Genomic DNA, 12442 nt, shown 5'->3' with positions numbered 1-12442 from the left:
TTATTATTTGAAAAGAATTTTACAATTTATTACTTGTTATAACCGAGTTAAATCGTTTCGTTTTTAAATTCTAATCTTTTAAATTCTATGGGTTTACTGAATCTATATAATTTTCAGTCTATAAACCCCTCGTTTTTATAATTTACTTTATAATACTACAAAGCTCTGCTTATTTTATTTGTTTTGCATTGAACTAGTTCAAGAGTGTTTTATTTTTTTACAAACTCTATAACCAAATTTACTGAACAAAAAAACCCCGTTTCCGAGGTTTGAAATATTATAATTCTATATCAAATTGTGTCAACGATTTAAATTGTTTCAATCTTGACAGCACTTCTTCTTTATTTAAACCAATCATTCTTTCTGTTCCAAATTTCTCTACACAAAATGAAGCCAAATTAGAACCATAGATGATTGCATTTTTCATATTTTCGAATGAAATATTTTCACTTTGTGTAATAAATCCTGCAAACCCACCTGCAAAAGTATCTCCAGCGCCTGTTGGATCAAAAACTTCTTCTAAAGGTAATGCCGGAGCAAAGAAAACTTCTTTGTTATGAAACAATAAAGCTCCATGCTCTCCTTTTTTAATCACCACGTATTTTGGCCCCATGGTATGAATTTTTGCAGCTGCTTTCACTAAAGAATATTCTCCCGAAAGTTGTCTTGCTTCTTCATCATTTATAGTAATAACATCTACACGTTTAATTACATCCAATAATTCCGGTAAAGCACAGTCCATCCAAAAATTCATAGTATCCAAAACTACCAATTTAGGTTGTGTTTCCATTTGGTCTAAAACACTGCTTTGTACTAATGGATGTAAGTTTCCTAACATTACCACATCCGAATTTTTGAAATTCTGAGGTACTTTTGGTTGAAAATCAGCCAAAACATTTAATTGAGTATCTAAGGTATCTCTTGAATTTAAGTCATTATGGTAACGACCGCTCCAAAAGAATGTTTTTCCGCCTTTTACAACTTCAAGTCCAGAAATATCTATATTTCTTGCTGTTAATAAATCTAAATATTCTTGAGGAAAATCATCACCTACTACGGAAACTATTGCTGATTGCAAATTGAAATAAGATGCTGATAGTCCAATGTATGTTGCTGCGCCACCTAAGATTTTATCTGTTTTTGCAAAAGGAGTTTCAATTGCGTCGAAAGCTACAGTTCCAACAATCAATAATTTATTCATATGTAGTTATTATTTTCTTTTTAAAGGAATGGAATAGGCTTAGTAAGCTTTGATATTTATAAAAAATCAATGTTAAGCTTATTTTTATTTAATGTGTTTCGAATTAAAGCGCAAAGATAGTTCATAAGTTATAAAATAGCAAAGGGTCTCAGTCGTAAAGTTTTGCTAATTTATTTCACTGGAATCCATTGTTTTACAACAACTTCCCTTCTTCCTTTTCATAAAAAGCATCTATAGAAAGTTGCTTTTGCATCGAAGCCATAACTGCCAACTCGTCACATCTTTCATTTTGAACATGATTATTATGTCCTTTTATCCATTTGAAATTGACTTTGTGTTTTCTATACACAACCAAAAACCGTTTCCACAAATCGGAATTTTTTCTATCAACAAACCCTTTTTTTTCCCAACCTAAAACCCACTTTTTTTCAACAGAATCCACCACATATTTAGAATCGGAAACCACTAAAACTCTCGTATTGAGATTTTTTAATTTCTCAAGACCCACAATTACCGCCAGCAATTCCATTCTATTATTAGTGGTATGACGAAAACCTTCATAAAACTCCTTTTTATACGGCTTTCCTACCCATTCCATCACAACTCCGTAACCACCTGGGCCTGGATTCCCTTTGGCTGCGCCATCAGTGTATATATGTACATCGTGTTCCATTTTAGACTTCTTAGATTATTAGATTGCTGGACTTCTTAGACCGTTGGATTTTAAAAAAGATAATGTCAAGAGACAAATTTTTCAGGTTAACTTTTGTTCCTCTTAAATAATAAATTTAGGCTTGATTTTTTTAATTTAAGAATCAATACAAAAATCTAAGAAGTCTAAAAATCTAACTTTCTAACAATCTCTCAATTACTTCAGGAAAATATTTTTGCTCCAATTCATGAATTTTTCCAGCAACTTCTTCCGGAGTTTCATTTCCTATTAAAACTACATTTTTCTGAAAAAGAATATTTCCTTCGTCATAATTTTCATTTACAAAATGAATTGTAATTCCTGTTTCCTTTTCTTTGTTCCCAACAATAGCTCTGTGTATGTGCATCCCATACATCCCCTTCCCACCGTATTTCGGCAACAATGCCGGATGAATATTTATTATTTTATTAGGGTAAGCTTCGATGATATTCTCAGGAAATTTTAACAAAAACCCAGCCAAAACAATCAAATCAGGTTGAATTTTATTTACCATTTGTAATACTTTACTTTCAATTAATTCTTCTTTTGAGAAAATTTCTGTTGGTATCCCATAATTTCTGGCTCGTTCAATCACTTTAGCATTTGGGTTGTTTGTCAACACCAATTCTACTTTTCCAATTTCAGTTGCAGCAAAATACTTGATGATATTTTCAGCATTAGTCCCCGATCCAGAGGCAAAAACCACTATTTTTTTCATAACCTGACAAATTTTAATTACGCAAAAAAAGGCATAAAAAATGAAATTAAATAACATTGCGAAAGCTTTGTCAAATATATTTTATAAATTAGTTGACACATTTATTAACTAAATAGTTGTTTTAAAATAAAGTTTTTTATTTTTGCCAACAAATTAAATTCTAAAATTAAAGATTATGTCAGACATTGCATCAAGAGTAAAAGCGATTATCGTAGACAAATTAGGTGTTGACGAAAACGAAGTTGTAACAGAAGCAAGCTTCACTAATGATTTAGGAGCTGACTCATTAGACACTGTTGAGCTTATTATGGAATTCGAAAAAGAATTTGACATTCAAATTCCAGACGATCAAGCAGAAAACATCGCTACTGTAGGTCAAGCAATCTCTTACATCGAGGAAGCTAAAAAATAATAAATTACACACCCGTTTGCAATCCTGTAAGCGGGTGTTATTATTTTTTTTTTAAAATTAAATTCGAGATTGAATTTCAATCAAAAAGATATTTATTGTATTACCCATCGCTATTTTGTACTAAATAATACAGTATCAGCATGGGTTTTATTTGTTTAAAGATAACAAAATAAAGAATTTATGGAATTAAGACGAGTTGTAGTAACAGGTTTAGGCGCTCTTACTCCTATTGGAAATAACATTGAAGCGTATTGGAACGGACTTATTAACGGTGTTAGTGGTGCTGCGCCAATTACTTATTTTGATGCTTCAAAATTTAAAACTCAATTTGCTTGCGAATTGAAAAATTTTAATGCAGAAGATTTTTTAGATAGAAAAGAAGCGAGAAAAATGGACCGTTACGCTCAATATGCCATGGTTGCATCTGACGAAGCGGTACTTGATGCTGGTTTCAATTTTGAAAAATTAGATAAAGACAGAGTCGGTGTTATATGGGGATCTGGAATTGGAGGATTAGAAACTTTCCAAATAGAAGTTCTTAATTTTGCTGCTGGTGACGGTACCCCAAAATTCAATCCTTTCTTCATCCCTAAAATGATTGCCGATATAGCCGGTGGTCATATTTCAATAAAATATGGTTTTAGAGGACCAAATTTTACAACTGTATCAGCTTGTGCTTCTTCTACAAATGCTATTATTGATGCTTTCAATTATATCAGATTGGGTCATGCAGATGCTATGGTTACAGGGGGTTCTGAAGCTGCGGTAACTATTGCGGGAATGGGTGGATTTAATGCCATGCATGCTTTATCTACAAGAAATGATGACCCAAAAACTGCCTCAAGACCAATGGATAAAGACCGAGATGGCTTTATTTTAGGTGAGGGAGCTGGCGCTCTTGTCCTTGAAGAATACGAACATGCTATAGCTCGTGGCGCAAAAATTTATTGCGAAATTGGCGGTGGCGGAATGTCAGCAGATGCACATCATATTACTGCTCCACATCCTGAAGGATTAGGCGCTAAAAATGTAATGTTAAATTGCTTAAGAGATGCAGGTTTACAGGCAAGTGATGTTGATGGCGTGAATATGCACGGAACATCTACTCCTCTTGGAGACATGGCAGAATCCAAAGCTATATTACATGTTTTCGGGGAACATGCTTACACGATGAATTTAAACTCAACTAAATCAATGACAGGCCATTTACTTGGTGCTGCCGGAGCAATCGAAACTATTTCTTCTATTCTCTCTATGAAATACGGAATAGTACCACCTACGATAAATCATTTTACTAATGACGAAAGTATTGATTCTAAACTAAACTTTACTTTCAATGTTCCTCAAAAAAGAGAAATGAATGTTGTAATGAGTAATACCTTTGGTTTTGGAGGACATAATGCTTGTGTCTTAGTAAAAAAATTAGACATCTAAATTATATGCGTATAATTAGAAAAATATTTTCGAAATCCCGTTCTCTAGAAGACGGGATTTTTTTTGATTCTATTCAGAAAATTTTAGGATTTGCACCTGATAATTTAGATTACTATAAAAAAGCGTTCACACACCGTTCCTCTAATAAATTAGATATCCTGGGGAACCCAATCAATTACGAAAGATTGGAGTTTTTGGGTGACGCCATGTTAAGTTCCGTAATTGCGGCCCATTTATTCAATAAAGCTCCCGCTGGCGACGAAGGATATTTGACAAAAATGCGTTCAAAAATTGTAAGCAGAGAACATTTGAACGAATTAGGAAAGGATTTAAATCTGGTTCGGTATATAGAGAGCAAAGTGCCGTTACAACATTTTGGCGAAAACATACATGGTAATATCTTTGAATCGCTTGTTGGAGCAATCTATTTAGACCGAGGTTATGTTTATTGTGAAAAATTCATCCAAAAAAGAGTAATAGTTCCCTACGTAGACATTGCCAGACTTGAAGGAAAAGTAATCAGCTATAAAAGCTTAATTATAGAATGGTGTCAAAAAGAGAAGAAAATATTTCATTATGATATTTTTGAGGACAATGCAATAGATGGACAACGCTTGTTTGGAGTTAAACTCAGTATTGATGATAAAGTAATTGCAAAAGCACGAGCAACTTCGAAAAAGAAGGCGGAAGAAAAAGCATCCCAACGTGCTTATTTTGCATTTCAAGAAAAAATGGAAAGAAAATAACATCATTTTCTTAAACCTATAACGTTTTCGTTGATAATTTAACAAAATCATCCTATTTAGATAGGTTAGAACTTCAGTAGAAATACTATATTTACAACTTATTTTTTCATGAAATGGCTATTCATAAACTAGATCTTGGAGAATTTGACGAAATAGATTATTATCTAATTGCTATTCATACTTCATTAGAAGACTATAGATTAGCTTTTTTTATTAATCAATTATTGCCTGTAAATTTAAATAAAAGCAAGAACGAAATTCAGATTAATATAAAAGAAGGGGAAACAAATTTTTCAAGATTCTATTATTATGATAATGAAAAAGCAATCACTTGGAATTTGATTCAAAATAAGAATGAGGTAATTCAACAAAAAAAGGGAATTAACCAAAATTTATTTTCAAATGTTACTATGGAAGTGGCAACAAAAGTCTTTTTACTTCCTGAGTTTAAAAAAGTTGATTATTTCTTAAAAATAGAGAATATTGAAGATACAAGGAGCGTATCAACAATACAGACTATATTAAATAAAATCGATAGGATATCTACATTATATACCGTAGATACAAATCAAATCAAATCAAAAAACAATTTAATTTTTTAATACCAATGCTTACAAACAAAAAAACTAAAATTGTAGCCACACTTGGGCCTGCATGTAGTACAAGAGAGATCATTAAAGACATGATTGATGCAGGTGTAAATGTGTTTAGAGTGAATTTCTCACATGCTGACTACGAAGATGTAAAACAAAAAATCAATATCATACGAGGTTTAAATGAAGAGTTCGGCTACACTACTGCGATCCTAGGAGATTTACAAGGACCTAAACTTCGTGTAGGAGTTATGGAAGAAGGTGTTGTGGTTCATGATGGTGACTTAATTACATTCACTACTGCTGAGGATATCCTTGGAACTGCAAAAAAAGTCTTCATGAAATACCAAAACTTTCCAAATGATGTAAATCCTGGAGAAAGAATTTTGCTTGATGATGGAAAACTTATTTTCGAAATTGTTGAAACTGATAAAAAATCAGAAGTTATAGCAAGAGTAATTCAAGGTGGTGAATTGAAATCTAAAAAAGGAGTTAATCTTCCTAACACAAAAATATCTCTTCCAGCAATGACTGAAAAAGATATTGCTGATGCTATTTTCGCTATTGGACAAAATGTAGACTGGATTGCCTTATCATTTGTAAAAACACCAAGAGATTTACAAGACTTACAGGAATTAATTGCAGAACATTCAGAATATAAAATTCCAATTGTTGCCAAAATAGAAATGCCAGAAGCATTAGAGAATATTGACAAAATTGTTGCTTATTGCGATGCTTTGATGGTTGCTCGTGGAGATTTAGGAGTTGAACTTCCTGCTCATGAAGTACCTTTAGTTCAAAAAGAATTAATTCGCAGAGCTAAAACAGCTCGTATTCCAGTTATCGTAGCTACGCAAATGATGGAAACAATGATCACCAGCCTTACGCCAACACGTGCAGAGGTAAATGATGTTGCCAATTCAGTTATGGATGGTGCAGATGCTGTAATGCTTTCTGGAGAAACTGCTACTGGAAATTATCCAGTTCAAGTAATCCAAAAAATGACTCAAATCATTGAAGCAGTTGAGGATTCTCCGCTTATTCAAGTACCACAAAATACACCACAGATAAAAACAAAACGTTTTATTACAAAAACAATTTGTCACCATGCTGCAACTATGGCTAATGTTATCAAAGCAAAAGCTATCTGTACATTGACTAATAGTGGTTATACTGCTTTCCAGATTTCGGCTTGGAGACCAAATGCACATATTTTAGTTTTCACCTCTAATAAAAGAATCCTTACACAACTTAATTTACTTTGGGGAGTAAAATCTTTCATGTACTCTAAGGATGTAAGCACAGATGATACTGTAACTGACATTAACGAAATCGTAAAACAAAAAGGTTTTGTACAAAAAGGTGATTTCCTTATCAATTTAGCAGCAATGCCTATTAAAGATAAAGGAATGGTAAACACCTTAAGAGTTTCTGAAATAGAATAGATTTAAGCTATTTGAATTACTATAAAATCCGTCTTGTTTAATAACGAGACGGATTTTTTTTTGGACTAGCTTTTTTTAACAAAAAAACATTTAAATTTTCATTCTAAAAAAATTAAGAACAATTAAACATTCTTCTATAAAATAAAATTTATATTTGAAGAACAAAAAAATCACACTAACTATGAGTTTCAATTCGAAAAATCCATTTTTAAATAATAAAACTTTTTCGTCAACTGCAGTTTCAAGAAAAGACGAAGTACATCAAGCTACTCTAATTGATTTCAATCAAGAAATGACTTTGTCAGGAACGATCAATAGGAGTTTAATTCTATTTTTACTTCTTACAGCTTCAGCAATGGTAATTTGGTGGCTGTCATTTAATGGAATGAATCCAATAGTTCCGGCAATTGGCGGTGCTATTGTAGGACTTATTCTAGTAGTGATTTCTGCATTCAAACCACAATATTCTCCGTATCTGGCTCCTGGCTATGCTTTGTTCGAAGGATTATTTATCGGTGGGATTTCGGCAATATTTGAAGCAATGTATCCTGGGATTGTGATTCAGGCCGTTGGAGCTACGTTTGTAACTTTTGCAGTTTGTTTAGGATTGTATAAATATAAAATTGTAAAAGTAACGGAGCAATTCAAATCAGTTGTTGTGGCAGCTACATTTGCAATTGCAACTTACTACCTAATATCTTGGTTATTTTCTATGTTTACCAGCTTTGTACCTGTTCATTATGGCAACTCGATGATGAGCATTGGAATCAGTGTTTTTGTAATAGTTATTGCTGCTTTAAACCTATTTTTGGATTTTGACAGAATCGAAAAAGGAGTCGAGCAAAAAATGCCAAAATATATGGAATGGTATGGCGCTATGGGATTAATGATAACACTAGTATGGTTATACATAGAATTTTTACGATTACTTTCTAAGTTAAACAGTAAAAACTAAGTCTATTGTAAGATATTCAATAATAAGAAAACCTTTCTCAGTAAGAAAGGTTTTCTTATTTTATGCCGCTTTCTCAAAAGCAATATAATGACTTAAGTCTCCTTTCAAATTAAAGACCGGAAATCCTTTTATCAAGCATACATAGAGGTCTCCATTTTTTTTATAATTCATAACCGTTTTTTCAAAAGGTTGTTTAAGTTGAATTGCATCACGAATCTCATTTGAAGTTGTTAAATCAGTAGCATAACCTTGGAACATTTTAGGGTTTTTACCCAAAACTTCTGCTTCAACATAACCGTTCATTTTAAACATATTATGAGAAGCAAAAACAATACTTAAGTTAGCATCAGTAACGATTATCACTTCTTCTTTTAACCTTGATTTTAAATCTAAATTATCACTAGTCCATTTGTTTTTTAATGCAATTGATTTAAGTTTATTTAAATCCAGAAACGAATTTTTTAGTTCTACTATAAATTCATGATTAAAATCCCAAGAAAAAACAGGCAGTCTCTTTACACTTAGACCCATGTGATATTCCGAAATGGCTACATCATATTGTTTAAAACTAGTCATACTATTTTGATTTAGAAATCAAATGTAATTTTATTTCTAAAAACAAAATAGCAAATAGCTGATTTTAACCATTGTTGAACGAGGTCAATTCTCAATCAAAAATCAAATTTTAACTGTACAACAACAAATTTCTTCTCTTCGGTATTTAAATTACTCAATGAAATACCAAGTAGTCGTACGGAATCTTTCATCCGTTCTTGATACAACAGTTCTTTTACAACTTCGACTATCAATGCTTTATCAGAAATAAAATAAGGCAACGTTTTGCTTCGGGTTTGCTGTGTAAAATCGCTGTATTTAATTTTTAAAGTAATTGTTTTTCCTGCAACATTGTATTTTTTCAATCTTCTTTCTAATGCACCAGCAATAGTTTCAAGCTGTTCAAGCATATAAATTTCAGAAGAGAGATTCACATCAAAAGTATGTTCAGCCGCAACTGATTTTGTAATTCGATTTGATTTCACTTCGCTATTATGAATCCCTCTCACAACATGATAATAGAAACTTCCAGATTTACCGAAATGCTTCTCTAAAAATTCCAATGTTTTACTTTTTAATTCTACTCCGGTAAAAATTCCGAGTTGATACATTTTTTCGGTGGTAACTTTTCCAACACCATAAAATTTCCGAATGGGTAATTCTTCCAGAAATGAAATGACTTCGTTTGGATTAACCGTTTTTTGTCCATTTGGTTTATTATAATCACTGGCTATTTTAGCCACAAACTTATTGACCGATATACCTGCCGAGGCCGTTAAACCTACTTCATTAAAAATACGTTGTCTTATTTCCTGTGCCAATAAAGTAGCACTTGGATTTCCTTTTTTATTATTAGTTACATCTAGATAGGCTTCATCGAGCGACAAAGGCTCCACCAAATCCGTGTACTCATGAAAAATTTTATGAATCTTAGTAGAAATCTCCTTGTATCTATCAAATCGTGGTCTTACAAAAATGAGTTCTGGACAGTTTTTCTTAGCCATAACACCACTAATGGCACTACGAACACCAAATTTTCTAGCCTCGTAACTCGCCGCAGCAACTACACCACGATTTTCAGAACCTCCTACTGCAATAGGCTTCCCTCGCAATGCTGGATTATCCATTTGCTCAACCGAAGCATAAAATGCATCCATGTCAACGTGTATTATTTTTCTATTTGGAATTAATTCCTGCATATCAAACTAATTGTATACCTTAAATAATTTTCAAATGGTCTTTTTTAAATATAGGTTATTTTTGCTCATCAGTACTTAAATAATTTTCTACCACTTCTGACTTGTTTTTCTTTTCTGTTGGAAAGAAAAAACTAAATGGGCGGGATTTAAAATGATTCCAAATGGAAACCGTGACAAATCGCAACTCAAATAATGAAATGGCTCTTGAGCGAAAGGCCAATCCCAATGACAGACTAAAACTTACCATAAAGTTAACCAAACCTATAATACCTATTCCAAAAACACCCCAAAATAACATTGAATCACTGACTTCATAATTTGCTCCGTATAACGCTAAAGCCAAATTTCCACTAGCAAAAGTGATATGCCGAATATCCAAATTAAGTCCTAGAAACAAACCAATAGATGCCGTACTCCCCATGAATATACCAAACCAGAAATTAGAAACAATTCCGGCCCATCTTTTTTCGTATAATTTTGCTAATTTAAGCGTTCGATTTTTACCCAAACTCTTTTTTAACAAGGGATGCTCCGTTATTCTGAAAAAAACCTGATTGTGTTTATCCCTATTGGCAATACTTCCTGAAATAATACCAGAAAGAAATAAAAATACGCCGGCAATGACTGCATGGAAAATAGCCAATGAATGTATTGGACTTAAATCAATAAGTAAAGACTCCCATTTTGTTGCGGCAATATTATAATCTAAAGTATAATCAATAAGCCAAATTCCAAGCAATGAAACCGGAAAAGCCATAATCACATTTCCAACAAATGCGATAAACTGAGAGCGAAAAACCCGAGCAAAAAGAATAGCAAAAGCTTTATATTTTTCAGCATCTCTACCTTGCTTCAATACTCCTTCCTCTAATGCTTTTATCAAAGCCGAAGCAGTCATCGCGGGTTGTTTTGTAGCCAATGTGAACCCCAAAAGATAGATTGTAATAAAACCAAAAGCATAGTTCATACTATAAAGAAACGCGTGACCAAAAAAACTCGTATCTGCTTTAGAAAGTAAAACTTTAATGACACACAAAATTCCCACTATAAATCCACCGCCTAGAGCAGTCCGAAACATTTTAAAATATTCTTTACGACTTTCGGTAATATAATGTTCTCCTGTTTTAGCAGTATGCTGTGTTATTTCATAAGAGATTAATTGGGTGCTTTCTCCAATAAATTTTCGGACATTATTTTTGTAGCAATTGTATTTAATTAAGTGTAACGCCAATGCTATTCCGTTGCTCTTTATATCGTTTTTTTCATCAACAATCAATAATGGAATTAAAAATTTTAACCGCTCTAATTGTTGTCTTATTTTTAGTAAATTTTGGTTTACCCGAAGCGAAATTCCATATTTTGAACTATTATGAAATGCTTTATCAACATATTCTTCACATTGTTTATGCAAAACCATTAACTGTGCATAAGACAGATCATCAGATGTAGTAAAATAATTTTCAGAGTTTCTAATTTTATCCTCCATTAGAAATAATTCTTTTTCGAAAGCAGAAAAAGGGCTTTCATAATCTTCATATTCGGGTACCATTTTTATAACGTCGGTTTCCATAGCACGACCACTGATGCGTTGTGTGATTAAGTACATTCCATAGAATACTTCCGACAAAACTGACTTTAGCTCTATAGTATCATAAATAGATTTAAATTCTAACAGAGTATATAGTTCTTCTAATTGTTGTGATGGTATTTTATTTATCCAAATTGTATCATCATCCCGATAAAAAACCTGATTAAGAATATATTCTAAAGTATCTTTTTGTGGTTGATACGGTAAAAATTTAGCGAAAATTCTTTTTTTGACTTCAAAAATAAAATCGACATCTTGTAAAATTGCTGCATCCGAAAGGATTTTATTGAATTTTTTATCGGTTAGAATTTCTTTAATGTAAATCGAAAATTGTTCTCGCAAGAAATAATTATTCTTTAGAAAAGAAATAATTTCATGTAAATCGACAATTTCTAAATTTTTAAGTTTTACAGGACGAATCAACCTAATTAATTCAACTAATGGTTCCAAATCATCTTCTCTAAAACGCCAAGACTCGCTTTCGCCAAAAAATTTAGTTATTAATTCTGTTGGAGTTGTCTTTGATTTTGCTTTAAAAATGGATTTCATTATTTAAGTTCGATTTTTGTAAAAATACAAATTGACCTGTCAACTTTCACTAACTAAATCATAAAATAACCGCTTGTAAAAATGTTTACAAAACTTAATTTGAATTTTCAATACACTATTTCTAGTAAGTTCGTATAGTAAAAAATAATTGGAAGGAAACGTTATAAAAATCTTCTTGAAGGATATAAATTAATTATAGTGGAAAAATTCAATATATTTGATAAATCAAATTAGTCCGGGTAGTAGTGGAAATCTTCGAGTGAAAAAAACTATTTTTTCTTTTAAAAAAAGAGCGACCCCAAGAAGCTCCTTTTTTTTTAAAATAGAAAAAAAGTTTTATGAAGGAGAAATTGAAA

Annotated in this window: 12 protein-coding genes; 6 read left to right on the top strand and 6 right to left on the bottom strand. The window is 32.0% G+C overall.

Annotation, left to right across the window (positions count from 1 at the left end; genetic code table 11):
* Positions 1–277 precede the first annotated feature (277 nt).
* The 3 genes from T410_RS05445 to T410_RS05435 form a co-directional block, all read right to left on the bottom strand.
* The gene (locus T410_RS05445) at positions 278–1201 is read right to left on the bottom strand and encodes a PfkB family carbohydrate kinase (RefSeq protein ID WP_035669272.1); all 924 of its coding nucleotides are present in this window, start codon (positions 1199–1201) and stop codon (positions 278–280) included.
* Between the two features lie 193 nt (positions 1202–1394).
* A complete protein-coding gene (gene rnhA, locus T410_RS05440; protein WP_035669271.1) occupies positions 1395–1874 on the bottom strand; it encodes a ribonuclease HI in 480 nt (159 codons plus the stop codon).
* A 172-nt stretch (positions 1875–2046) separates the two neighbouring features.
* A complete protein-coding gene (locus T410_RS05435) occupies positions 2047–2610 on the bottom strand; it encodes a phosphoribosylglycinamide formyltransferase (protein WP_035669269.1) in 564 nt (187 codons plus the stop codon).
* A gap of 175 nt (positions 2611–2785) precedes the next feature.
* Here T410_RS05435 and T410_RS05430 point away from each other — a divergent pair, with 175 nt between their 5' ends.
* The 6 genes from T410_RS05430 (at position 2786) to T410_RS05405 (ending at position 8195) form a co-directional block, all read left to right on the top strand.
* Positions 2786–3022 carry an acyl carrier protein gene (locus T410_RS05430; protein ID WP_007137004.1) on the top strand — a complete coding sequence of 79 codons (237 nt, stop codon included), beginning with the start codon at positions 2786–2788 and terminating at the stop codon, positions 3020–3022.
* A 180-nt stretch (positions 3023–3202) separates the two neighbouring features.
* The gene (gene fabF, locus T410_RS05425) at positions 3203–4456 is read left to right on the top strand and encodes a beta-ketoacyl-ACP synthase II (protein WP_035669268.1); all 1254 of its coding nucleotides are present in this window, start codon (positions 3203–3205) and stop codon (positions 4454–4456) included.
* 5 nt (positions 4457–4461) lie between these two features.
* On the top strand, positions 4462–5202 hold the full coding sequence (locus T410_RS05420) for a ribonuclease III family protein (RefSeq protein ID WP_035669266.1): 741 nt from the start codon (positions 4462–4464) through the stop codon (positions 5200–5202).
* A 113-nt stretch (positions 5203–5315) separates the two neighbouring features.
* Positions 5316–5804, top strand: a complete 489-nt coding sequence (locus T410_RS05415; RefSeq protein ID WP_035669264.1) for an IPExxxVDY family protein — start codon at positions 5316–5318, stop codon at positions 5802–5804.
* Positions 5805–5809: 5 nt separating this feature from the next.
* Complete coding sequence (gene pyk, locus T410_RS05410; protein ID WP_035669262.1) at positions 5810–7240, top strand: pyruvate kinase; 1431 nt, start codon at positions 5810–5812, stop codon at positions 7238–7240.
* A gap of 181 nt (positions 7241–7421) precedes the next feature.
* Positions 7422–8195, top strand: coding sequence for a Bax inhibitor-1/YccA family protein (locus T410_RS05405; protein ID WP_035669261.1), 774 nt, complete (start codon positions 7422–7424; stop codon positions 8193–8195).
* 60 nt (positions 8196–8255) lie between these two features.
* On the opposite strand, the gene T410_RS05400 is transcribed toward T410_RS05405, so the two are convergent.
* The 3 genes from T410_RS05400 to T410_RS05390 form a co-directional block, all read right to left on the bottom strand.
* Positions 8256–8771, bottom strand: coding sequence for a PAS domain-containing protein (locus T410_RS05400; RefSeq protein ID WP_035669259.1), 516 nt, complete (start codon positions 8769–8771; stop codon positions 8256–8258).
* 95 nt (positions 8772–8866) lie between these two features.
* Positions 8867–9949, bottom strand: a complete 1083-nt coding sequence (gene dinB / locus T410_RS05395) for a DNA polymerase IV (RefSeq protein WP_035669257.1) — start codon at positions 9947–9949, stop codon at positions 8867–8869.
* Between the two features lie 55 nt (positions 9950–10004).
* Positions 10005–12086, bottom strand: a complete 2082-nt coding sequence (locus T410_RS05390) for a recombinase (RefSeq protein ID WP_035669255.1) — start codon at positions 12084–12086, stop codon at positions 10005–10007.
* Positions 12087–12442 lie beyond the last annotated feature (356 nt).

The sequence above is a fragment of the Flavobacterium sp. 83 genome (assembly GCF_000744835.1).
GTDB lineage: Bacteria > Bacteroidota > Bacteroidia > Flavobacteriales > Flavobacteriaceae > Flavobacterium.
The sequence above is the reverse complement of the archived record's forward strand: the minus strand, read 5'-3'. Positions and strand labels throughout refer to the sequence as shown.

Excerpts from the sequence above, each read along its gene's own strand:
- T410_RS05405 (WP_035669261.1), top strand. The coding sequence starts at position 7,422 with ATGAGTTTCAATTCGAAAAATCCATTTTTAAATAATAAAACTTTTTCG.
- rnhA (WP_035669271.1), bottom strand. The coding sequence starts at position 1,874 with ATGGAACACGATGTACATATATACACTGATGGCGCAGCCAAAGGGAAT.
- T410_RS05400 (WP_035669259.1), bottom strand. The coding sequence starts at position 8,771 with ATGACTAGTTTTAAACAATATGATGTAGCCATTTCGGAATATCACATG.
- T410_RS05445 (WP_035669272.1), bottom strand. The coding sequence starts at position 1,201 with ATGAATAAATTATTGATTGTTGGAACTGTAGCTTTCGACGCAATTGAA.
- pyk (WP_035669262.1), top strand. The coding sequence starts at position 5,810 with ATGCTTACAAACAAAAAAACTAAAATTGTAGCCACACTTGGGCCTGCA.
- T410_RS05390 (WP_035669255.1), bottom strand. The coding sequence starts at position 12,086 with ATGAAATCCATTTTTAAAGCAAAATCAAAGACAACTCCAACAGAATTA.
- dinB (WP_035669257.1), bottom strand. The coding sequence starts at position 9,949 with ATGCAGGAATTAATTCCAAATAGAAAAATAATACACGTTGACATGGAT.
- T410_RS05420 (WP_035669266.1), top strand. The coding sequence starts at position 4,462 with ATGCGTATAATTAGAAAAATATTTTCGAAATCCCGTTCTCTAGAAGAC.
- fabF (WP_035669268.1), top strand. The coding sequence starts at position 3,203 with ATGGAATTAAGACGAGTTGTAGTAACAGGTTTAGGCGCTCTTACTCCT.
- T410_RS05415 (WP_035669264.1), top strand. The coding sequence starts at position 5,316 with ATGGCTATTCATAAACTAGATCTTGGAGAATTTGACGAAATAGATTAT.
- T410_RS05435 (WP_035669269.1), bottom strand. The coding sequence starts at position 2,610 with ATGAAAAAAATAGTGGTTTTTGCCTCTGGATCGGGGACTAATGCTGAA.
- T410_RS05430 (WP_007137004.1), top strand. The coding sequence starts at position 2,786 with ATGTCAGACATTGCATCAAGAGTAAAAGCGATTATCGTAGACAAATTA.